The following is a 20,708-nucleotide window of genomic DNA, read 5'->3' as shown; positions in this document are numbered from 1 at the left end:
TTCTTGACGGTTTCTGTCGGAAAACGCAACCGATTCACGGATGCGTTTCGTGGCCCGACCGGGAAAGAGAGGCGGGGACGCCGCTGCACCCGCCAGGTCGGTCCGGCCGCGCCGCATCGCCTGCATCATCCGAAGGAAGGCGGCCTTGGTCCCGGTCGCACAGGCCCGGCAGGTCGTGCACGGCGGATCATTGCCTTCTGCAGAGATTCGATCTGGCCTGTCTGCGGTCCGGCGGTTGCTGCCGAAGACGCTGTCCTGATGCCGACCAAAACAGTCGTCAACCGGGAAAGCACGCGACAGATCCAGGTCGACGCCGGACCGTCAGATTCGCCGCAGGCTGTCCATCACCCGCACCAGAGCCTCGCTGATCCCGGGCTCCGACAAGGCATGTCCTGCGAGCGGGACCATTTTCAGCTCGCTGTTGGCCCATCCCTGCGCCAGCGACCAGGCGGCTTGCGGGGGGCAGATCATGTCGTAGCGGCCTTGGATGATGGTGGCCGGGATTTGCTCGATATGGCGCCGCTCGCGCAGGATCCAGCCGTCACAGTCAAGGAAGCCCGCGTTCTGGAAGTAGTGGTTTTCCAGCCGGGCGAAGGCGCGGGCGTAGTCGGAGGGGCTTTCGCCAAGCGCGCCCTCGTTCTGGATCGAGGCGAGGGCGTTTTCCCAGTTGGCCCAGATGCGGCCATAGCGCGTCTCCTCGACCAGGTTGCCGGAGAAGAGGCGGCGGTGGTAGGCGGAGATGAGGTCGGCGCGTTCCTCGGGCGGGATGACCTCGGTGAAGCGGGACCAGAGGTCGGGGAAAAAGGCCCCGGCCCCGCCGCCATAGAACCAGCCGAGTTCGGCACGGGTCATCAGGAAGACGCCCCGCAGGACGAGATGCGCCACGCGGTCGGGATGGGTGATCGCGTAGATCAGGGCGAGCGTCGCGCCCCAGCTGCCACCGAAGGCCGTGAAGCGGTCGATGCCGAGGGTGGTGCGGATCGTCTCGACATCCTGCACCAGATGCCAGGTGGTGTTGGCCGTGACGCTGGCATGGGGGCGGGACCGGCCGCAGCCGCGCTGGTCGAAAAGAACGACGCGGTAGTGGCGGGGATCGAAGTAGCGCCGCATGGCGGGGGAACAGCCGCCACCGGGGCCGCCGTGAAAGACGATGACCGGCTGGCCGCTCGGGTGGCCGCATTGTTCGACATAGACCCGGTGGCCGTCGCCCATGTCGATCACCCGCTGATCGAACGGGTCGATCGGCGGGTAGAGGTATTCGACTGCGCGCTTTTGACCTGATCTCTGATCCATATTCCCCCTATATAGCCACGGGACAGCCCGGAGTCGAAGGGCATTCGGGAGACAGCAGGAGGCGGCGATGGCGGTGGATACGGTCGATCCGGCAGAGGTGGCCAAGTTCGAGGCGATGGCCGCGGAATGGTGGGATCCGCAGGGCAAGTTCAGGCCGCTGCACCTGATGAACCCTTGTCGGCTGGACTATATCACGTCGCAGATCGCGGCGGAGTTCGGGCGCGATCTGGCGGCGCCGCTGCCGTTCAAGGGGTTGCGGGTGCTGGATATCGGCTGCGGCGGGGGGTTGCTCAGCGAACCGATGGCACGGCTGGGGGCAGAGGTCGTCGGTGCGGATGCGGCCGAGCGCAACATCCCGGTGGCCGAGGCCCATGCCCGGCAGTCGGGGCTGGCGATCGACTATCGTCACACGACGGCCGAGGCGCTGGCGGCGGCAGGCGAGCGGTTCGACGTGGTGCTGAACATGGAGGTGGTGGAGCATGTGGCGGACCCGCAGGCCTATCTGGTGGCCTGCCAGCAGCTGCTGAAACCGGGGGGCCTCATGATCTGCTCGACGCTGAACCGCAACCCGAAATCGTTCATGATGGCCATCGTGGGGGCGGAATGGGTGATGCGCTGGTTGCCAAAGGGCACGCATGACTGGGCGAAGTTCATCACCCCGGACGAGCTGTTTGCGCTGATCGAAAATTCGGGGCTGAAGCCAGTGGACCGGAAGGGAATGGTTTTCAACCCGGTGTCATGGCGCTGGAGCCTTTCGGACCGCGACCTGAGCTGCAACTACGTGACGGCTTCCGTCAAGGCGTAGGCGGAGACCCGGGGTCGGCTGAAGCGCCGGTCGAAGGCGCGGCTGACGTCGCGGATCAGCTCGGCCAGGTCGTCGATGTCGGCGGGGCTGTGGGCGGCGGTCAACTGGATGCGCCAGCGCGGCGCGTGCAGGGGCACGGTCGGGGCTTGCAGAAGCGGCACGCGCGGCCCGGCGCTTTCCAGAAGCGCGGCGCGCGGCAACGCGGTCATCAAGGGCAGCAGGATGGGCACGAAGGGCGAGGACTGGCCCATGGGCCTGATCCGGTCGGCCATCAGGTGATTGCGCAGGCGAAGCGAGAGCCCGTGCAGGTTGCGGCGGCGGCGATGGCCCTCGGTCCCCGCGATCAGGTCAAGCGCGGCGAGGATGGCGGCGGCGTTGACCGGCGACAGGGCGGCGGTGTGCCGGTCCTGAAGTGCGGCTTTCAGGCCGGGGTCGCGGAAGGCGGCGAAGCCACCCGGCGCGCCGAAGCTTTTCGCCAGGCTGCCGAGCAGGATGTCGATATGGCTGGAGCAGGCCTGAATCTCGGCCACGCCGCCGCCCCTGGGTGCCATCGCGCCAAAGTCATGCGTCACATCGACGACGAGGACCGCGCCGTGCTGGCGGGAAAGGGCGGAGAGCTCGGCCAGGTCGGCGATCCTTGAGCCATAGGCCGAGATGGCGGGCAGCGCGATGATCAGCCGCCCGCGCCGGGGTTGGCGGGCAAGGCGGGTAAGGCGACGTTCCACCGCTTCGACGGACCCGGCGGGGCTGCGGTGGAGACGGGCTTTGGCGAGAAAAACCGTCTCGAACATGGCCGGATGGGCGGCGGAATCGAGGATGACATGGTCGCCGGGGCGCAGGAGCGCGCGGAGCGTCCGGCGGATCGCCTCGGTGCCTGACCGGAAGGTCACGACGCCGGGAAGCTGGAGGAAGGCGCCGAGGCGGTCCTCCAGTACGGCGACCAGTGCGGGATCACAGGCGGTGAGGGGGTGCTGGCCCAGGGCGGCAAGGGCGGCGGAGCGGACGGCGGGATGCGTGGCGAGCCCGAGATAGTCCTGCCGCGTGAAGTCCAGCCCGAGGCGCGGTCTGTCTGCTGGGGGAGGGCTGGTGTCCAGCAGCCCTGAAAGCGGCTCCTCCAGCGTGAGGGCAGGTGCGGTGTCGAGGGCAGGGGCGGGCCGGGGCATGGCGTGACCTTTCCTGGTGTCGCCCGCAGTGGCGGACAGCCGGACCGAGGGGCGGTCTGGATAGATCAAGGGGGGAAGATTGCGCGTTAATTCCCCGTGAAACCCGCCGCGGCCTTGATTTGCAGGCCGGAAACGGGGGAATCAGCCGTATTCCACACCGGGTCTTTCACGCGATTTCACGATTTACTTGCACGATTCACGCTGCGTGCCGGACGATTGACGCAAATTTCACGCTGCCCGTCCGACGGTGCCTCGAAGTTGACGAAGCAGGGACAGGCGGGACGACAATGTTCATCCGGATGATCGGCGTATTCGAGGTGCGGGACGAAGCGGGGAAGGACCGCACACCCCGGGGCGCGAAGGCGCGGGCGCTCTTGGCGCTTCTGGCGCGGACGCCGGGCCATCGCCGCCCGCGCCGCTGGCTGGAGGCGCGGCTCTGGTCGGACCGGGGGCAGGAGCAGGCCTCGGGGTCGCTGCGGCAGGCGCTGACCGAGTTGCGCAAGGCGCTGGGGCCGCTGGCCGACCGGCTGACAAGCGACCGTGATTGCGTGGCGCTGGCGGGGTTCGGCAGCGATCTGGCCGATCCGGCGGCGGCGCGGCAAGCGCTGGCGCAGGGGCGGGAGTTCCTGGAGGGCATCGACATCCTGGACCCCGGCTTCAACCTCTGGCTCGCCGAGGAGCGGCAGCGGGTCGCGGCGGAACTGGCCGAGCCGCGTCCGCCGGTTCCCTTTGCCCTGCGGTTGGCCGATCTGCCGGAGGGCACCGAGGCGGCGATTGCGCGTGACCTTGCGGCGGCGATCGCCCGGCTGGCGGCGGAATACCTGCTGGGTGAGAGGCATGGGTTGACGGGCGACCGACTGCCGGGGGGGCTCGACCTTCAGGTCGAAGGCGCGTGGAACGAGGACCGAGCCTGGCTGAAGGTTCGGCTGGTGGACCCCGTACAGCAAAAGACGCTGTGGAGTCAAAGGCTTGTCGCCAGCCGGACCCTGGACAGGGCTGCGGGCGCCCCCGCAGTGGTGTTCGACGCAACGGATGCGAAGTTGATGTAGGATTGCGGGCGGGGACGGGAGATGTAGGCTTCTTCCGTCCAGAGGTGAGCAATGACCCGCTATTTCCGCGACTATCCGGCCCGGACGGGCGACCGCAAGCTGTTCAAGATGGAGCATTACCTGGAACTCTACGACGAGCTTCTGGGCGGCTGGCAGGGGCGGGACGTGTCCTTCCTGGAGATCGGGGTCTACAAGGGCGGGTCGCTGCCGATGTGGCAGGGGTTTCTTGGCCCTGCGTCGCGGCTGGTGTTTCTGGACATCGACCCGACCTGTGCCGCCCTGGCGCTGCCGGGGACAGTGGTGGAGATCGGCGATCAGGCGGACCCGGCGTTCCTTGACCGCATCGGCCGGGCACATGGGCCTTTCGACCTGATCGTCGATGACGGCGGGCACCAGATGCACCAGCAGATCGCCAGCTTCCGCCATCTCTGGCCGCAACTGGCGGATCGGGGGCTCTATATCGTCGAGGACGTGCATACGAGCTACTGGCCGGGGTTCGGCGGGGGGCTGCGGGAGCCCGCGAGCTTCATCGAATTCGCCAAGGACCTGATCGACCGGATGCATTCCTGGTATACCGAGGATGACGCGGGCTTCCCGCTGCACCCGCTGGCGCGGGAGATCGGGGGGATCAGGTTTCACGACTCGCTGGTGGTGATCCAGAAGCGGCTGAAGGAGGCGCCGGTCGCGATCACGGCACAGAACGGGCAGGTGGTCCGGTCGCGCCGGATGCTGGAGGTGCGGGGGCGGCGGTCGATCTTCTGAACCTTGCATCGCGGGGGCTTCGCCTTTAGCAGAGGGGCGGATTGCAGGAGAGGCGCGATGGACGGGATCGACACGCTGAAGGCCAGGTATCTGGCGGCGGTGGCCGGTGCGGCGGATGAGGCCGGGCTGGAAGAGGTCCGCGTCGGGGCGCTGGGCAAGAAGGGCGAGATTTCGGCGCTGATGGCGGGGCTGGGCAAGATGGAGCCCGAGGCGCGCAAGGCGGCGGGGGCGAGCCTGAACGCACTGAAGGACGAGATCGACGCAGCACTTCGGGCGCGGAAGGTGGCGCTGGGCGATGCGGCGCTGGACGAGCGGCTGAAGAGCGAATGGCTGGACGTGACGCTGCCGGGGCGGCCTCGCCCGCGGGGGACGATCCATCCGGTGAGCCAGGTGATGGAAGAGCTGACGGCGATCTTCGGTGACATGGGGTTCTCGGTCGCCGAGGGGCCGCAGGTCGAGAGCGACTGGTACAACTTCGATGCGCTGAACATCCCGCCCGAACATCCCGCGCGGCAGGAGCATGACACGTTCTTCATGGCGCGGGCGGAAGGCGACAACCGCCCGCCGCATGTGCTGCGGACGCATACTTCGCCGGTGCAGATCCGGGCGATGATGGATCAGGGCGCGCCGATCCGGGTGATCGCGCCGGGTCGGGTGTACCGGATGGACATGGACCAGACCCATACGCCGATGTTCCATCAGGTCGAGGGGCTGGCGATTGATCGTTCGATCTCGATGGCGAACCTCAAGTGGACGCTGGAGGAGTTCTGCCGGGCCTTCTTCGAGGTGGACAAGGTTGAGCTGCGCTTCCGCGCCTCGCATTTCCCGTTCACCGAGCCTTCGGCGGAGGTCGACATCCGCTATTCCAACGTCGGCGGGCAGCTGAAGATCGGCGACGGCGACAAGTGGATGGAGATCCTCGGCTCGGGCATGGTGCATCCGAAGGTGCTTTCCGCCGCTGGCGTCGACCCGACCCAGTGGCAGGGTTTCGCCTTCGGCATGGGGATCGACCGGATCGCCATGCTGAAATACGGCATCCCGGATCTGCGGGCCTTCTTCGAGGCTGACCTGCGCTGGCTACGGCACTATGGGTTCTCGGCGCTGGACGTGCCGGACCTGGCGGGGGGGCTCTCGGCCTGAATGGACGACCCGGACCTTTCCGCCCGCAAGCATCTGGCCGCGAATGATCCGGGTTTTCCGGCGCGGCGGGAGGAGGCCTGGGGGCGGATTGTCTTGGCGCTGGATTCGGTTCTGTCTCCCGAGGGATATGCCTTGAGCGGGACGACCTGGAGCCGGGTCTCGGCGGCGGGGAAGTCGGCGGTGCATCTGCAGCGCGATCGCTATGGCTGGGACGTGCGGATCGTGCTGCGGTTCGTCACGCCGGAGGGCGAGGCGCCGGACCATCCCGACTGGCCGGGGGGCGAGGATGTGACGCTGGCCGACTTCTTCGAGCAGGCGGAGCGCGACCCGGGCACGCTGGCCTTTATTGATGTGCTGGACCGGCCGGAGTGTCTGGACATGGCGGTGGGAATCCTGCGCGAACAGGTGCTGCCGTGGTTCGAGGCGCTGCTTTTTAGGCAGGATTAGAGACGAATCCGGCGGGCCGCGGCCTGTCCGGCCCAACGACCTGTGGCCCATGAGGCGGTGAGAAGATAGCCGCCGGTCGGGGCTTCCCAGTCAAGCATTTCCCCGGCGGCGAAGGTTCCGGGCAGGGCTTTCAGTTCAAGCTCGTCGGTCAGGGCCTCCCAGGCGACACCCCCTGCAACGGAGATGGCTTCGCCCAGCGGGCGTGGGCCTTGCAGCGGAATCGGCAGGTGCTTGAGATGGGCGAAGGGTTCGGCGCGGGCGAATTCCATCACCAGGGCGGTCTGCGCGCGGTCGAGGCCGAGCTTGCGCAGTCGATTGGCGGTGCTTTCGCCGGGTTTCATTCTGGCAAGGCGGCGGGGGATCTCGTCCTGGCCGAGGTCGGGGAGGAGGTCGAGGGCAAGCTGTGCGCCGTCGCGTAGATACTTGTATATACTGTAGATACCGCCGCCCTCGACGCCTTTCGCCGATATGACGAACTCGCCGCGTTCACGGTGTGGACCGGCCATGAGGGCTATGCCTTTGACTGGGCTGCCGAAAAATGGCGTCATGTGGGTCGACCAGTCGACGTGGAAGCCCATGTTGGCGGGTTGCCAGGCGGTGATCTGGACGCCCTTTTCACGCAGCCGGGGGACCCAGGAGCCATCTGACCCAAGGCGCTGCCAGCTCGCGCCGCCGAGGGCGAGGATGGTGACTTTCGGTGTCAGGGTCTGCGGGCCGGAGGGCGTGTCGAAGCGGAAGGCGGCACCTTCGAAGCCGGCCCAGCGCCAGCGGGTGCGGAGTTCAACACCCTGTGTGATCAGGCGTTGCAGCCAACTTCTGAGCAGAGGAGAGGCCTTCATTTCAACGGGAAAGACTCGCCCGGACGAGCCTGTATATACGTCATGACCAAGGGCGCGGCACCAGTCCTGAACTTCCATGGGGCCGAAAGCCGAGAGGATGGGGCGGAGGCGGGGCGTGTCGTAGCGGGTGGCGAAAGTGTCCCAGGGCTCGTCCTTGGTGACGTTCAGGCCGGATTTCCCGGCCATCAGGAATTTGCGGGCAACCGTGGGTTTGGCCTCGACGACAAGCACTTGCACCCCGGCCTTTGCAAGCTCTTCCGCCGCCATCAACCCGGCGGGACCGGCGCCGATGACGAGGGCTTCGGGGGCCTCAGGTGCCGGGGGCATTGCGCAGTTCGACAACGCGATGCGGATAGGGCATGCCGATCCCGGCCTCCTTCAGCGCATTCCAGATCGCAAAGAGGACGGGGGAGCCGTATTTATTCTTGCCGTCGTCGATGCCGGAAACCCAGTATTCCACGGCGAAGTCGACGCTCGACTCGCCGAAGCCGCGAAGCTCGCAATCCGGGCCATCAGGTTCGGTCAGAACGAAGGGGAGCTTCGATACAGCGTGCTCGATCAGATCGGGCACGATATTAATATCAGTTTCGTAAGAGACTGAAAACAAAGCTTCATAGCGGTTGGCGCTGCCCTGGTCGGAGTAGTTCACCACGCGGGTGGTGATGAAATGTTCGTTCGGGACGACGATCCATTTGCCGTCGAAGGTTTCCAGAATGCAGGCGCGGGCGGTCATCTTGACGATGGTGCCTTTCTCGCCGCCGTCGAGTTCGACGTAGTCGCCGACGGTGGTCTGCCCTTCGAGCAAAAGGATGATGCCCGAGACGAAGTTGGCCGCGATCTGTTGCAGGCCGAGGCCGATGCCGACGCCCAAGGCACCGCCGAGGACGGCGACGGCGGTCAGGTCGATGCCCATGATCGACATGAGGAGCAGGAAGGCCGCGCCGAAGATGGCGACTTCGCTGGCCTTGATCGCCAGTTCGCGGGTGGCGGGGCGGAGGTCGGGTTGCGACTTGAGGTAGCCGGTGGACTGGCGGTTCGACCAACTGCCGAGCCAGAAGAGCAGCGACCCTGCGATGAGGCCGCGGATCAGAGCCAGCGCGGTGAACTGGATGTTGCCGAGGTTGACCTGGGCCGAGTTCAGGTAATCGGTGACTTCGTCGAGAAGGCCGACGGCATAGAGCGCCGCGACGGGCAGCAGGATGTAGCGGCCCATCAGCTTCAGGAAGCCGGACGGCAGGACCTTGCGGACGAACTCGACGGCGGCAAGGAGGAGGAAGACACGCTTGCCGAAGGCGATGACCTCGCCGCTGCCGAAAGTGGCGCGGGTCAGGCCTTCGCCGACTGCGGTCAGGGCGTAGGCAAGGAGGGGGAGGAGGAGCGGCAGGAAAAGGAGCGCGAAGCGGCGGAGGCGGGCGATCAGGTGCAGCGCCTCGGGCTTCGGGGTCAGGGTGCGTTCAAGCACCGGCGCAATACGGGCGGCCAGCAGGCGGGCGGCGAAATAGGCGAGGATCAGCAGCGCGAATTGCGACAGGGCGGCGGGCGAGGAGAGCCAGCCGAGGGCGGTGTCGGAGGCCTGTTGCAGCCAGTCCTGAAGACGTTCCACGCCTTAGCTCCGATTGTGGGCGATGCGCCCGATGGTGTTGAGCAGGATCTGCGCGGCGAGGATCGCGGTCATGCCGGAATGGTCGTAGTCGGGGGCCACTTCCACCAGGTCGATGCCGATGATGTTGCCCTGCTTGGTCAGGCCGTCGATCACCTCCAGCACCTCGTAATACAGGAAGCCGCCATGCGAGGGGGTGCCGGTGCCGGGGGCGATGGAGGGGTCGAAGCCGTCGATGTCGAGGGTCAGGTAATAGTCTACGCCTTTCGGGATGCGGGCGAGGGTGGCCTCGACCCCCAGCTTGCGCATCTGGCGGACAGAGAGGATGTCGTCGCCCATCCTGCGCGCCGCGTCGTAGCCGTCCTTGGCGGTGGAGGAGACGTTACGGATGCCCAAGGCGGTGATGCCCTTGACGTGGTCCTGTTCCGCCGCGCGGCGCATCGGGTTGCCGTGGCCGTGGCGGACGCCGTGGCGCACGTCGACGAAATCGAGATGGGCGTCGATCTGGACGATGTGCAGCGGGCGGCTTTCGAAGGCGCGGATGCAGGGGATGTTGATCGAGTGGTCGCCGCCGAGGACCACCGGCACGGCTCCGGCGGCGAGGATGGTGCGGACGCCGGTCTCGATGTTGGCGTGGGAGGTCTCGGTGTCGGTATGGACAATGTCGGCATCGCCGATGTCCAGGATGCGGACGCCTTCCAGATAGGTCACGTCGTCCTCGTGGTCGTAGGCGCCGCCGTGGCCGAAGGAGAAGAGGGTGGAGGCCTCGCGGATCGAACGCGGGCCGAAGCGGGCTCCGGCGCGGAATTGGGTGCCGAAGTCGAAGGGCGCGCCGAGAATGGCGAAATCGGCGTCGATCTTCGACCAGTCGGGCTGGTAGGGGTTCTTGCCGAAGGTGGAAATGCCGACGAAGGGCAGGTTCAGGCGGCCTTTGTCGTAAGCGTTCGTCATGGCGTTTCCCCGTTGGTCATGCGTTTCAGCGTCCTGACATGCAACGGATCGGCGGCCAGTGCCGCCTCTGCCAGCGACATGGCGGTGTCGGTCAGGGCTTCGGGGGCACAGATGCGGTCGATCAGACCCCAAGACAGCGCGGTCTCGGCGTCGATGCGCTGGGCGGCGAGCAGGATCATCTTCGCCCGCGAAGGACCGACCAGCGCGGTGAGGCGTCCGGGGTCGGAGGGCTGCGGGCGGTAGCCCAACCGCATGACGGGGTAGAAGAAATTCGCCGAGGGCACGGCGATGCGCAGGTCGCAGGCCAGCGCCACGCCCATCGCGCCGCCCGCCAGCGTACCGTTCAGCGCGGCGATGGAGAGGCCGGGGAAGGCGGCGATGGCGGTGGAGGCAGCCTCCCAGGCGGGCGAGAGGCCGAGGCCCGCCTTCATCCCGTCAAGGTCGGCCCCGGCGGAGAAGACCTTGCCTTCGCCAGTCAGGATCAGGACCTTCGCCCCGTTGGTTGCAGCTTCGGTCGCAGCCAAGGCGAGCGCTTCCAGCATGGTTTCGGTCAGCGCATTGGCCTTGTCCGGGCGGGCGAGCGTGATCGTGCAGCAGTCTCCTGCGGTCTGGACCTTGATCATGACGGCACCCTCCGGCCTTCCCCACTGCGACAGGGGAATCCCTTGACGCCCCGCGGACGAGATAGAAAGGTTGTGGCGACGAATTCAACCCGAAAGGCACATGCCATGACCCGCGCCCTGACCTGCTCCTCGGCGATTGCCCTTGCTTTGCTTGCCACTGGTGCCAGCGCCGACGTGACGCCGCGGGAAGTTTGGGAAAGCTGGCAGGCGATGATGACCTCGGCCGGGCAGGAACTGACCATCGGCAACACCACCTCGACGCCCGACGGGGTGGAGGTGACAGAGTTGGCAGTGACCTACAAGGACGCGATGGGGGGCAGCGCCTCGGTCACCTTCGACAGGCTGACCTTCAAGGATAACGGCGACGGAACGGTAACGGTGACGATGCCGGAGAGCTACCCGATCCAGATGGCGTTTCCCAAACAGGACGACGGCCCCGGATCTCTGAAGCTGACGGTCAGCCAGCCGGGGGCAGCGATCATCGCCGACGGAAGCGCGACGGAGACGAGCTACAAGATCACCGCGCCGCAGACGACGATCACCCTGGACGAGATCAGCGACCAGAGCGGCAAGGCCTTGGATACCAAGGCCGATCTCGTGCTGACCGAGATGACCGGCGGCTACACGATGACGACCACCGGCGAGACGATGGGGCTCGATTCGAACTTCGCGGCCAAGTCCGCGGTGCTGGATCTGTCGGGGTCGGAAAGCGACGGAGGTGGGTCCGGCACGGTCAAGGTCAGCTTCGCCGACGTGACGGGTGCGACGAAGGGCAATTTCCTGAACCCGGAGCTGATGGCGAACATGGCGGCGGCGCTGAACGCCGGCTTCACCATGGATGCGAGCCTGGGCTTCGGGGCGGTCACGATGGATTTCGACATCGTAGAGGCCGCGGGACCGACCAAGCTGACTGCCAATGCCGCGCGCGGTGGCTTCGCGCTGGCGATGAACAAGGACAAGATGACCTATGGCACCTCGCTGGACGGGGCCAGATTCGTCATGTCGGGGGCGGAAATCCCCTTCCCACAGGTGGAAGTGGCCTTCGCGGAAAGCGCGTTCAACGTGATGATGCCGGTGACAAAGTCGGACAGCCCGCAGGATTTCTCTTACCTGACGAAGCTGGTGGATTTCACCGTGTCCGAGGATGTCTGGGGTCTTTTCGACCCGGCGGGATCGCTGTCGCGTGAACCGGCGACCTTCATCGTCGACCTGAAGGGCACGGGGTTCTGGACCAAGGACATCATGGACCCCGAGGTGCAGATGGACGAGATGGAACCTCCGGGTGAATTGCATAGCCTGGACTTGACGCAGGTGCTGGCCAAGGCGGCGGGGGCCGAGGTTTCCGCAACGGGAGCGCTGACCTTCGACAACGCGGACCTTGCGACCTTCGGTGGCGTGCCGCGGCCGGACGGGAAGGTGACGGTCAACATCAAGGGCGTGACGAAGCTGGTCGAAAACCTGATCGCGCTGGGCCTCCTGACCGAGGACGACGCGATGGGCTTCCGGATGGGGCTGGCGATGTTCGCGCGGCCGGGGGCAGGGCCGGATGAACTGGTGTCCGAGATCGAGTTCAAGGAGGGCGGATTCTTCGCCAACGGAATGCGGATGCAATAGCCGGGTGCGCCGGCGCCCGGACTTGCGCCTGGGGGCTGCGGGGACTACCTCATCGCGGTGATCACAGGGACCGTGCAATGACCCCCAGCCTCTCTGACCTGAGCCATTCTCTTCTTGACGCCGCCCGCAAGGCCGGGGCGGAAAGCGCCGATGCGCTGGCGGTGTCAGGTGCGGCGCTTTCCATTGAAATCCGAAAGGGCGCCCTGGAACAGGCCGAACGGTCCGAGGGCGTGGAAATCGGGTTGCGGGTGCTGATCGGGCGGCGTCAGGCCTGTGTGTCGGCTTCGGATACATCGCGCGCGACGATTCAGGCCCTGGCGGAACGGGCTGTGGCGATGGCGCGCGAGGCGCCGGAGGATGCGACGGCGGGGCTGGCGGAGGCCGGGCAGTTGGCTTCGGGCTGGGACTTGGCCGCCCTGGACCTGGCCGATCCGGCCGGGGAACCGGGGGCGGCGGTGCTGGAGGCCAGCGCGCGGGCCGTCGAGGCGGCGGCGCTTGAGACACAGGGGATCACCCAGGTCGAGGCCTCTGCCGCCTACAGTCAGCGGGCGATCCACATGGCGGCGACGAACGGATTCACGGGGGGCTATGGACGGACCTCGACCTCGCTGTCGGCGGTGGCCTTCACCGGGCAAGGCATGGATATGCAACGCGATTATGCGGGAGAGGGGCGTATATACACCACTGACATGCCGTCGCCGGAAGAGATCGGGCGGCTGGCGGCAGAGCGGACGTTGCAGCGCGTGGGGTCGGTGAAGCCGAAGACCGGGACCTATCCGGTGGTCTATGACGAGCGGGTGGCGGCCTCGCTGGTCGGGCATCTGTTGTCGGCGATCAACGGGACCTCGATTGCGCGAGGGTCCAGCTGGGCGCGGGACTTGCTTGGCAGGCACGTGCTGCCTGCTGGTCTGTCACTGGTGGAAGACCCGCACCGGGCGCGGATCGGTTCGTCGCGGCCCTTCGATGGCGAGGGGTTGCCGACGAAGCGGCGGGAGATCGTGGCGGATGGGGTGCTGACCGGCTGGGTGCTGGACCTCGCGACCGGGCGGAAGCTGGGGATGACCTCGACCGGCAATGCCTCGCGCGGGACGTCGGCGCCGCCTTCACCCTCGACGACGAACATCGACCTGACGCAGGGGATGGTCAGGCGGGAAGACCTGCTGAAGCATATGGGTACGGGGCTTCTGGTCACCTCGATGATCGGCTCGACAATCAACCCGACGACCGGGGACTATTCGCGCGGGGCCTCGGGCTTCTGGGTGGAGAATGGCGAATTGGCCTATCCGGTCCATGAATGCACCATCGCCGGGAACCTGCGCGGCATGCTTTTGCGGATTGTCCCGGCGAATGACGCGCGGGCGCATTTGTCGACCCGCGTACCCTCGATCCTGATTGACGGGATGACCCTTGCCGGCGCGTGACCTGGCCCTCCTGACCGAAGCCGCGCGCGAGGCGGGGCGGATCGCCCTGCGCTACTGGCGGAAAAGCCCGCAGGTCTGGGACAAGGGCGGCGAGCACGGGCCGGTGACAGAGGCCGACCTTGCGGTGAACGACATGCTGAAAGCGCGGCTTCTGGGTGCGCGGCCGGATTATGGCTGGCTGTCCGAGGAGACGCCGGACAGCGCCGACCGTCTGGCTGTAGATACACTGTTCATAGTCGACCCAATCGACGGCACACGGGCCTTTGTGGCGGGGGAGGAGACCTGGGCGCATTCGCTGGCTGTGGCGCACAAGGGGTGTGTGACGGCGGGGGTCGTGTACCTGCCGGCCCTCGACCGTATATACGTGGCCTCGGACGCCTCGCCGCCGATGCGGGATGGCGAGGTGATCCGTGCCAGCAGTCGGGAGCGGCTTGAGGGCGCCAACATTCTGACAACCAAGGCCAATCTCGCGCCAGAGAAGTGGCCGGGCGGGGTGCCGGAGTTCACCAGAAGTTTTCGCGCCTCGCTGGCCTACCGGATGTGTCTGGCGGCGGAGGGGCGGTTCGACGGGATGCTGAATCTGCGCAACGCGTGGGAATGGGACATCGCCGCCGGAAGCCTGATCGCGGAGCGGGCCGGGGCCGTGGTGACGGACATGACGGGCGCCGCGCTGCGGTTCAATACACCGACGGCTTTGGCTGCCGGGGTCCTCGCGCTGCCGCAGGGACCGCATGCCGAGGCGCTGGCACGATTGACTGGGGCTTGAGGGCTATACACCCCTGCCGATCTGGGGTACTGGCCCGCTACGGTCGAGATTCCGGGACTGCGGGCGAGGAGGCCCGCACCAAAGGGACGAGGGCCGTTTGGCTTGTATGGGCGCTGGCTTCGCCCCCCTTTGGAAAAGACATCGATGACGATTGAAAACGTGGCCGCGCCGCTGGCGCAGGCCTTGGCCGACAAGGGCTATGAGACGCTGACCTCGGTGCAGGAGGCGGTGCTGGCCGAAGGCGTCGCGGGCCGCGATGCGCTGGTGTCGGCGCAGACGGGCTCGGGCAAGACGGTGGCCTTCGGCCTTGCTGTCGCGCCGGAAATCCTGGGCGGCCAGGAGGTGCTGCTTTACGCCGACAAGCCTATTGCCCTGGCCATCGCGCCGACGCGTGAACTGGCCTTGCAGGTCGCGCGCGAGCTGGAATGGCTGTATGCAGGCGCGCACGCAAAGCTGGCCACCTGCGTTGGCGGGATGGACTACCGGACAGAGCGGAGAGCGCTGGAGCGGGGCGCGCATATCGTCGTCGGCACTCCCGGCCGGTTGCGCGACCATATCGAGCGCGGCTCGCTGGACCTGTCGGGCGTCCGGGCCGTGGTGCTGGACGAAGCGGACGAGATGCTGGACCTGGGCTTTGCCGAGGATCTGGAGTTCATCCTGGCAGCGGCTCCGCCCGAACGCCGGACGCTGATGTTCTCGGCCACCGTGCCGAAGGAGATCGAGAAGCTGGCCGGGGAATTCCAGAAGGACGCGCTGCGGATCGTCGCTCAAGGGGAAGCGAAGCAGCACGTCGACATCGAGTACAAGGCTTACTCGGTCGCGGTGCGCGACCGCGAACATGCGATCTTCAACGTGCTGCGCTTCTACGAGGCGCGGACCGCCATCGTCTTCTGCAAGACGCGGGCGAATGTGAACCACCTGCTTGCCCGGATGGGCAACCGGGGCTTCCAGGTCGTCGCGCTGTCGGGCGAGTTGTCGCAGCAGGAGCGCACACATGCGTTGCAGGCGCTGCGTGATGGACGCGCGCGGGTGTGTATCGCCACGGACGTGGCCGCGCGGGGGATCGACCTGCCGGGGCTGGAGCTGGTGGTCCATGCCGACCTGCCCTCGAACCCGGAGACGCTGCTGCATCGGTCGGGCCGGACGGGTCGGGCGGGGAAGAAGGGCGTTTCTGCGCTGATCGTCACCCCGGCGGAGTTCAAGAAGGCGCAGCGGATTCTGGCTTCGGCCAAGGTCGTGGCGGAATGGAGCGGAGCGCCCGGCGCGGATGACGTGCAGGCAAAGGACGATCTCCGTATTCTGGAGCATCCGGCCCTGACAGCCCCCATCGGCGACGAGGCAGGGATCGCAGGCGACCTGCTGGAGCAGTTCGGCGCAGAGGCGCTGGCGGCGGCCTTCGTGCGGCTGTGGCGCGAGGGACGATCCGCACCGGAGGTGCTGTCGACGGATGCGGCGATGCCTGCGCCCGCCGCGCCCCGCGAACGGGGGGAATTCGGGCCGTCGGTCTGGTTCCGGATCAATGTGGGCCGGGCCGGCCGGGCCGAGGCGCGTTGGCTTTTGCCGAAGATCTGTGATGCCGGGAGCATTGCGAAGGACAGCATCGGAGCGATCCGGGTGCGCGAAGATGAAACCTTCGTACAGATCGCCGAAGCGGTGGCGGGCAAGTTCCGGCAGCAGATCGACCTCGACAAGGGCCTGCTGATGGACCGGCTGGAGGGCGAGCCGGACTTCGACCGTCCGCGGTTCGACAAGCGTCCCGAACGCCCGGCGCGACCGGACCGGCCCGAGCGGCGGGAGAAACCCGCCTATGCGCCGAAGCCGCCGCGCGTGGTCGAGGACGAGGGTGAAGCCGCTGCTGACCCCGCGCCGAAGCCGAAAGCGAAGTACGACGAGCGTCCGCGCGTGACACCGGCCGAGGCGCGACCCGACTGGAAATCCGACCGCAAGCCCGACTGGAAGGGCGAGCGTCCCGCGCGGAAACCCAACGAAGACCGTGCCCCGCGTGACGAGGCTGAGGCGGATGACCGCCCCCGCAAGCCGCGATGGTCGCCGGACCAGAAGGCGGCTCCGCGTTCGGCCGGATTCAGGAGCCACGGTGGGTCGTCGGATGGGCCAGGCCGGGCGGCGGGCTACAAGAGTCATGCGGCGGAAGGGTTCAGGCGCCGCGAGGATGGTTTCAAGCCGCGGGAGGAAGGCGACCGTCCGGCGCGCAAACCCTATGCCGGCAAGTCTGAAGGCTACAAGCCACGCGGCGAGGGCCTTGCTGCGCGTGAGGACGGCGAGCGCCCGGCGCGGAAGCCCTATGCCGGGAAATCAGAAAGTTACAAGCCGAGAGGTGAGTACAAGCCCCGGGAAGACGGGGATCGTCCGAAGAAACCCTATGCGCCGAAGGGCGAAGGCTTCCGTCCGCGTGAGGATGGCGACCGTCCGAAGAAGACCTATGCCGGGAAGGGTGACGAGGCGCGTCCCTTCGTGAAACGCGAGGGCGCGGCCAAGGCTGGCGGATTCAAGAGCCATGCGGCGGGCGGCAAGAAACCCTTCGACAAGCCGCGGGCGGAAAAGCCGAAGGCAGACGCGCGCGATACCTCGAAGCGGTTCGTGCCGCCCAAGGGGCCGAAACGCTGATACTGTGGCGAGAGCCCCGTCCCCTTGCCTGGGAGGGAAGGAGGGCTGAGATGCCAGAAACAGCAAAGCCGCCGTGTCTGAGCACCGGCGGCTTTTGCGTCGTTTGGAGAAGAATGGTGCCGGTGAAGGGACTCGAACCCCCGACCCCATCATTACGAATGACGTGCTCTACCAGCTGAGCTACACCGGCATTCTTCCCTGCGCGCGGCTCTTAGCATCGCCCAAGGGGACTGTGTAGCCCTAATTTGCGCGCCGCGCGATCTCGTCCAGCGGGAGGGGTTCCTCCTCCGGCGGAGGGGCTTCCGGTTCTGGTTCGGGGCGCGCCTCCATCAGTGGAAGAAGCTCGGCCAGCGCGGGGGAGGCAGTTGTCGTCGCCGGAGGCGTCTTCCAGGACAGGGTGTCGAAACTGCCGCAATTGTCGCAGACCGGCTGCCAGCCGTCGTGGATCGCATGGCATTTGTCGCAGACCCATTGCGGGCCGCGGGGCGCAGCTATGGCGCGAGCGACAATATCGCGCACGACTGAATCGTCCTCGCCCTCGCCCCGTGCGATGGCCGCCAGGATGGCCAGCGAACGCTGGGTTGGCGCACGGGTGGCCACATCATCCAGGGCACGCCGGGCGGTGGGGAAATCCTCGGTCGCCAGTAGAAGCTCCGCCAGGAGCATCTTCGACTCGTCGGCATCCGGCCTGGCGTTGGTCAGCGTGCGGAAACGTTTCAGCCGTTCCTGCGGTGTCTCATCGGGTTCGATATCGGCGAAGGCGGCGGCGAGGTCGGGATGGGGCAGAACCTCCCATGCCTTCTTGAGAACACGCGTGGCATTCTTGCGGTCGCCCTTGGCGAGATAGCCGCGCGCGGCCATGGCTGCGGCGGGAATCAGATCGGGCGACAGCTTGTTCGCCTCGATGGCGGCCTCGCGTGCCTCGATGCTGGACGCATCGTCGATCACCGTGCGCGCCTGTTGCAGGGCGAGAACGGCATCGCGGCGGCGATAGACATCCTTGGGCAGGGTCCCGGCCTTCAGCTTCGCCCCAAGTGTCGTGCGTGCACCGGACCAGTCGCCTGCGTCGGATTGCAGTTGCAACAGGACGTCCTGCGTCTCCGCATGGCGGGGCCGCAGCTCGAAGGCCTTCTCCGCCAGCTTCAGCGCGACCTCGCGGTCGCCCTCGGCGAGCTTCTGCTGCAGCAGACCGCGCACGCCGACGAAGCGGGTGGCATCGTCTTTCAACAGGGTCTTGTAGGCCTCGGTTGCACGCTTGCGGTCTCCGGCGGCTTCCGCGGCCTGCGCGACGAGCAGCGTGGTGAGCTCCGGCTTTCCGAGCAAACGCTCGGCATTCTGCGCACGGTTAAGCGCGAGCCGCGGTTCGCCCGAGGCCAGCGCCATCATGCCTTCGGACAGCGCGCGATAGCCCTTGCGTTCGCGGTTGCGGTCGAAATAGCGCGAGATCGCGGTCTCGTCGCCGTTCAGAAAGCGGAAGGTGGCGGCGAGGAGGCCAAGAATACGCAGCGCCAGCCATACCGCGAGGAAGAGAAGCACGCCCAGCACGACCGCCTGGACGGGGCCGATGGTGAACTCCCATCCCGCGACCACGATCCGCAGCGCTTCACCGGTTTCCGACAGGAGCCCGGCGCCGAGGGCCAGTGCGCCAATGATGATGACGAAGAGTACGACCTTTGTAAGCGACCAGAGCATCATTCCCCCCGTGCGGCTTGCAGGGCCGCAATGGCCGCAAGATGGGCTTTCGCCTGTGCAATCCACGGATCGAGCGGGGCTTTCACGGCTGAGTCTAGCGCGTCGAGTTCGGCCAGCGCGTTGGTGACGCGGCCCTCGGACAGCGCGAATTCGGCGCGGGAGAGCACTGCGTCGGGCGTGGTCCCCTCCAGCGGAGTCAGCGGGCGCGCGCCGGTCTGTGCGGCAAGGAAATCGACCAGGCGGGCGCCCCAGCCGTCTTCGGTGCTCAAGTCGCGGGACAGGCGAAGCACCTCGCGGGCTGCGTCGGGGAAGGCGGATTGGAGCTGCGTCAGGGAAGGCGCGCCAGCTTCTGCGAGCGGAGCGAGTGTTGTGGCGAGGGTCGGATCGTTCAGCGCCTGAAGCTCGGCGGTGAAGGGCAGGCCGGTTTCGATGGCGGCGGCAAGCGCATCCAGCGCCTTGGCGCGGGCCGCGGACCGTGTGGCCGCCTCGGCCTCGGCGGCGCGGGCGGTGGCTGCGGATTCGGCGGCGGTCAGACGGGCGAGGGCGTCGTCCAGCTTCTGTTGCAGGGCAGGGTCGGCAGCACCGGAAGGCAGGGTGGCAAGACGTTTTTCCAGTTCAGCGACCTTTGCGGTCAACGCGGGGGTCGAGGCGCTGCCCTCGGTCGGGATCGCTTCCAACGCGGCAAGGCGCTGGTCGAGGGCGTCGAGACGGGAGAGATCGGCCGCCGCCGGGGCAGGCGCGGATTCAAGGGCTGCAACCCGATCGGCAAGTTCGGCAAGGTCCGTCCCAAGCTTCTGCGCGGCAGTCGCCTGCTGATTTGCCGTCTCGTCCAGCCGGGCGTCAAGGACGGTCAGTGCGGAGGGATCAGTGCTCAGCCCCAACACATTGAAATGAGATAAAGCGAAGCCGCCGATAGCCGCAAGTGCGCCGCCGAAGAGCGGCGCAGCGATGCCGGGGCGCCGGGGTGGGGGGGACTGCGGCGACGACACCGGCTCGGCCTCGATGGGCGGTGCGGGCGGGACTGCGGACACGGGATCGACCTCGGCCACAAAGGGATCGACCGGGGGGGGTTCAGGCTGGAGGCTTTCCGGTTGGGGGTCCTTGCGTCTGGTCATGCTGCGGCCCTTTCCATCCCTTCTTCTAACCTAAGCATTCGCTGCCCAGGGGTTCAAGGCGCTGGCAGGGCGGCAAGCAAGCTTTCGACCGCTTCCAGCATCGCCGGGGCGTCGGGGTGGCGGGCAATGGCAAGCGCGGCGCGGGGCAGGCCGGCCAGCGCGTCAGCAACGGCGGTGCTCATCGCGGCAAGGTGCAGGCGGGCGGCGGTGTCGGGGGGCAGGGCCGCGCGGAAAAGGTCGGCGCTGCGCGGAGAAAACAGCGGAACGATCAGGTCGTGTGGCGTCGTGACAAGCGCGAGAGCCTCGGCGGCGAGCGGTCGGGGTTCCTGCGCATATACAATTGCAACATCGATATCAATTCCAGCAAATTCCAGCTTTTCCAAAAGATTGCCGCGTATATCTACACCATGTAGATACAGAATTCTGCCATCTGGCGGATTTTTCAGAATGGCGTCTGCCAGGGTCTTCGCATCTCCGTCAGCCGATCGTGCGTGGAACCCCGAAGCGCTGGCGGCGGCGGCGGTCTTGCGGCCGACGCACCAGGCAAGGCTCGGCAAGGAAATCCCCAGGCGGCGGGCGGCTTCGACGGCCTGGGCTGAGGTGAAGACCACGGCGGCGTAGTCACGGTCGGGAATCACCGGGGTCAGGAAGCGGGGGGCGATCAGGGGGGCGACGACGGGCCGCACTTTCCCGCCGAAGCGGGCGGTGAGCGCGGCGGCGAAGGCCTCGCCGTCGGCCCGGGCGCGCGTCAAGAGGACAGGGGTCGCCGGTGCGGATTGTCTCGCCATGTGCAAGGTGTTACC

General features: G+C 67.1%; 18 protein-coding genes and 1 tRNA gene. 9 read left to right on the top strand and 10 right to left on the bottom strand.

What is annotated here, in order from left to right; genetic code table 11:
- Window positions 1–321: 321 nt before the first annotated feature.
- Window positions 322–1,293, bottom strand: a complete 972-nt coding sequence (gene pip, locus JNJ68_RS08535) for a prolyl aminopeptidase (RefSeq protein WP_294981410.1) — start codon at window positions 1,291–1,293, stop codon at window positions 322–324.
- 67 nt (window positions 1,294–1,360) lie between these two features.
- Between pip and ubiG the strand changes: the two genes are divergently transcribed.
- Window positions 1,361–2,098 carry a bifunctional 2-polyprenyl-6-hydroxyphenol methylase/3-demethylubiquinol 3-O-methyltransferase UbiG gene (ubiG, locus tag JNJ68_RS08530; RefSeq protein ID WP_294981409.1) on the top strand — a complete coding sequence of 246 codons (738 nt, stop codon included), beginning with the start codon at window positions 1,361–1,363 and terminating at the stop codon, window positions 2,096–2,098.
- Here ubiG and JNJ68_RS08525 read toward each other — a convergent pair.
- Window positions 2,071–3,261 carry a pyridoxal phosphate-dependent aminotransferase family protein gene (locus tag JNJ68_RS08525; RefSeq protein WP_294981407.1) on the bottom strand — a complete coding sequence of 397 codons (1,191 nt, stop codon included), beginning with the start codon at window positions 3,259–3,261 and terminating at the stop codon, window positions 2,071–2,073. The genes ubiG and JNJ68_RS08525 overlap by 28 nt on opposite strands.
- Window positions 3,262–3,548: 287 nt before the next feature.
- Here JNJ68_RS08525 and JNJ68_RS08520 point away from each other — a divergent pair, with 287 nt between their 5' ends.
- From JNJ68_RS08520 to JNJ68_RS08505, 4 genes are read left to right on the top strand one after another with little or no spacing between them, the layout of a single operon-like run.
- Window positions 3,549–4,310, top strand: coding sequence for a hypothetical protein (locus JNJ68_RS08520; RefSeq protein ID WP_294981405.1), 762 nt, complete (start codon window positions 3,549–3,551; stop codon window positions 4,308–4,310).
- A 51-nt stretch (window positions 4,311–4,361) separates the two neighbouring features.
- Complete coding sequence (locus JNJ68_RS08515) at window positions 4,362–5,072, top strand: class I SAM-dependent methyltransferase (protein ID WP_294981403.1); 711 nt, start codon at window positions 4,362–4,364, stop codon at window positions 5,070–5,072.
- 57 nt (window positions 5,073–5,129) lie between these two features.
- Window positions 5,130–6,212 carry a phenylalanine--tRNA ligase subunit alpha gene (pheS, locus tag JNJ68_RS08510; RefSeq protein ID WP_294981401.1) on the top strand — a complete coding sequence of 361 codons (1,083 nt, stop codon included), beginning with the start codon at window positions 5,130–5,132 and terminating at the stop codon, window positions 6,210–6,212.
- The gene (locus tag JNJ68_RS08505; protein ID WP_294981399.1) at window positions 6,213–6,659 is read left to right on the top strand and encodes a hypothetical protein; all 447 of its coding nucleotides are present in this window, start codon (window positions 6,213–6,215) and stop codon (window positions 6,657–6,659) included.
- Here JNJ68_RS08505 and JNJ68_RS08500 read toward each other — a convergent pair.
- The 4 genes from JNJ68_RS08500 to JNJ68_RS08485 are packed head-to-tail and all read right to left on the bottom strand — an operon-like array spanning window position 6,656 to window position 10,672.
- The gene (locus JNJ68_RS08500) at window positions 6,656–7,825 is read right to left on the bottom strand and encodes a TIGR03862 family flavoprotein (RefSeq protein ID WP_294981397.1); all 1,170 of its coding nucleotides are present in this window, start codon (window positions 7,823–7,825) and stop codon (window positions 6,656–6,658) included. The two genes, JNJ68_RS08505 and JNJ68_RS08500, sit on opposite strands and share 4 nt — an antisense overlap.
- Window positions 7,809–9,101 (bottom strand): mechanosensitive ion channel domain-containing protein, encoded by a 1,293-nt coding sequence (locus JNJ68_RS08495; RefSeq protein ID WP_294981396.1) that lies wholly within the window; start codon window positions 9,099–9,101, stop codon window positions 7,809–7,811. The genes JNJ68_RS08500 and JNJ68_RS08495 overlap by 17 nt, the downstream gene beginning before the upstream one ends.
- Before the next feature lie 3 nt (window positions 9,102–9,104).
- A complete protein-coding gene (speB, locus tag JNJ68_RS08490) occupies window positions 9,105–10,049 on the bottom strand; it encodes an agmatinase (protein WP_294981394.1) in 945 nt (314 codons plus the stop codon).
- On the bottom strand, window positions 10,046–10,672 hold the full coding sequence (locus JNJ68_RS08485; protein ID WP_294981392.1) for an enoyl-CoA hydratase/isomerase family protein: 627 nt from the start codon (window positions 10,670–10,672) through the stop codon (window positions 10,046–10,048). Before JNJ68_RS08485 ends, speB begins: the two co-directional genes overlap by 4 nt.
- 105 nt (window positions 10,673–10,777) lie before the next feature.
- On the opposite strand from JNJ68_RS08485, the gene JNJ68_RS08480 reads away from it, so the two are divergent.
- The 4 genes from JNJ68_RS08480 (at window position 10,778) to JNJ68_RS08465 (ending at window position 17,098) form a co-directional block, all read left to right on the top strand.
- Window positions 10,778–12,286, top strand: a complete 1,509-nt coding sequence (locus JNJ68_RS08480; RefSeq protein ID WP_294981390.1) for a DUF2125 domain-containing protein — start codon at window positions 10,778–10,780, stop codon at window positions 12,284–12,286.
- Window positions 12,287–12,363: 77 nt separating this feature from the next.
- Window positions 12,364–13,707, top strand: coding sequence for a TldD/PmbA family protein (locus tag JNJ68_RS08475; RefSeq protein WP_294981389.1), 1,344 nt, complete (start codon window positions 12,364–12,366; stop codon window positions 13,705–13,707).
- Complete coding sequence (locus JNJ68_RS08470) at window positions 13,694–14,473, top strand: 3'(2'),5'-bisphosphate nucleotidase CysQ (RefSeq protein ID WP_294981387.1); 780 nt, start codon at window positions 13,694–13,696, stop codon at window positions 14,471–14,473. Before JNJ68_RS08475 ends, JNJ68_RS08470 begins: the two co-directional genes overlap by 14 nt.
- Before the next feature lie 144 nt (window positions 14,474–14,617).
- Complete coding sequence (locus tag JNJ68_RS08465; protein WP_294981385.1) at window positions 14,618–17,098, top strand: DEAD/DEAH box helicase; 2,481 nt, start codon at window positions 14,618–14,620, stop codon at window positions 17,096–17,098.
- 114 nt (window positions 17,099–17,212) lie between these two features.
- On the opposite strand, the gene JNJ68_RS08460 is transcribed toward JNJ68_RS08465, so the two are convergent.
- From JNJ68_RS08460 to JNJ68_RS08445, 4 genes are all read right to left on the bottom strand, one after another.
- A tRNA-Thr gene (locus JNJ68_RS08460) sits at window positions 17,213–17,288 on the bottom strand.
- 50 nt (window positions 17,289–17,338) lie between these two features.
- Window positions 17,339–18,790 carry a heme biosynthesis HemY N-terminal domain-containing protein gene (locus tag JNJ68_RS08455; protein WP_294981382.1) on the bottom strand — a complete coding sequence of 484 codons (1,452 nt, stop codon included), beginning with the start codon at window positions 18,788–18,790 and terminating at the stop codon, window positions 17,339–17,341.
- Window positions 18,790–19,905 carry a hypothetical protein gene (locus JNJ68_RS08450; RefSeq protein WP_294981379.1) on the bottom strand — a complete coding sequence of 372 codons (1,116 nt, stop codon included), beginning with the start codon at window positions 19,903–19,905 and terminating at the stop codon, window positions 18,790–18,792. Before JNJ68_RS08450 ends, JNJ68_RS08455 begins: the two co-directional genes overlap by 1 nt.
- A gap of 53 nt (window positions 19,906–19,958) precedes the next feature.
- Window positions 19,959–20,657, bottom strand: a complete 699-nt coding sequence (locus JNJ68_RS08445; protein ID WP_294981377.1) for a uroporphyrinogen-III synthase — start codon at window positions 20,655–20,657, stop codon at window positions 19,959–19,961.
- Window positions 20,658–20,708 lie beyond the last annotated feature (51 nt).

The sequence above is a fragment of the Tabrizicola sp. genome (assembly GCF_016793705.1).
Classification (GTDB): Bacteria; Pseudomonadota; Alphaproteobacteria; order Rhodobacterales; family Rhodobacteraceae; genus Tabrizicola.
Note: the sequence above shows the minus strand (reverse complement) of the source record. Positions and strands in the feature narration are given on the sequence as shown.

What these genes read in the sequence shown, in the direction of transcription:
- JNJ68_RS08500 (WP_294981397.1), bottom strand. Translation starts at nt 7,825, where the DNA reads ATGCCCCCGGCACCTGAGGCCCCCGAAGCCCTCGTCATCGGCGCCGGT.
- JNJ68_RS08525 (WP_294981407.1), bottom strand. Translation starts at nt 3,261, where the DNA reads ATGCCCCGGCCCGCCCCTGCCCTCGACACCGCACCTGCCCTCACGCTG.
- speB (WP_294981394.1), bottom strand. Translation starts at nt 10,049, where the DNA reads ATGACGAACGCTTACGACAAAGGCCGCCTGAACCTGCCCTTCGTCGGC.
- JNJ68_RS08485 (WP_294981392.1), bottom strand. Translation starts at nt 10,672, where the DNA reads ATGATCAAGGTCCAGACCGCAGGAGACTGCTGCACGATCACGCTCGCC.
- JNJ68_RS08475 (WP_294981389.1), top strand. Translation starts at nt 12,364, where the DNA reads ATGACCCCCAGCCTCTCTGACCTGAGCCATTCTCTTCTTGACGCCGCC.
- JNJ68_RS08520 (WP_294981405.1), top strand. Translation starts at nt 3,549, where the DNA reads ATGTTCATCCGGATGATCGGCGTATTCGAGGTGCGGGACGAAGCGGGG.
- ubiG (WP_294981409.1), top strand. Translation starts at nt 1,361, where the DNA reads ATGGCGGTGGATACGGTCGATCCGGCAGAGGTGGCCAAGTTCGAGGCG.
- JNJ68_RS08465 (WP_294981385.1), top strand. Translation starts at nt 14,618, where the DNA reads ATGACGATTGAAAACGTGGCCGCGCCGCTGGCGCAGGCCTTGGCCGAC.
- pip (WP_294981410.1), bottom strand. Translation starts at nt 1,293, where the DNA reads ATGGATCAGAGATCAGGTCAAAAGCGCGCAGTCGAATACCTCTACCCG.
- JNJ68_RS08450 (WP_294981379.1), bottom strand. Translation starts at nt 19,905, where the DNA reads ATGACCAGACGCAAGGACCCCCAACCGGAAAGCCTCCAGCCTGAACCC.
- JNJ68_RS08515 (WP_294981403.1), top strand. Translation starts at nt 4,362, where the DNA reads ATGACCCGCTATTTCCGCGACTATCCGGCCCGGACGGGCGACCGCAAG.
- JNJ68_RS08455 (WP_294981382.1), bottom strand. Translation starts at nt 18,790, where the DNA reads ATGCTCTGGTCGCTTACAAAGGTCGTACTCTTCGTCATCATCATTGGC.
- pheS (WP_294981401.1), top strand. Translation starts at nt 5,130, where the DNA reads ATGGACGGGATCGACACGCTGAAGGCCAGGTATCTGGCGGCGGTGGCC.
- JNJ68_RS08505 (WP_294981399.1), top strand. Translation starts at nt 6,213, where the DNA reads ATGGACGACCCGGACCTTTCCGCCCGCAAGCATCTGGCCGCGAATGAT.
- JNJ68_RS08480 (WP_294981390.1), top strand. Translation starts at nt 10,778, where the DNA reads ATGACCCGCGCCCTGACCTGCTCCTCGGCGATTGCCCTTGCTTTGCTT.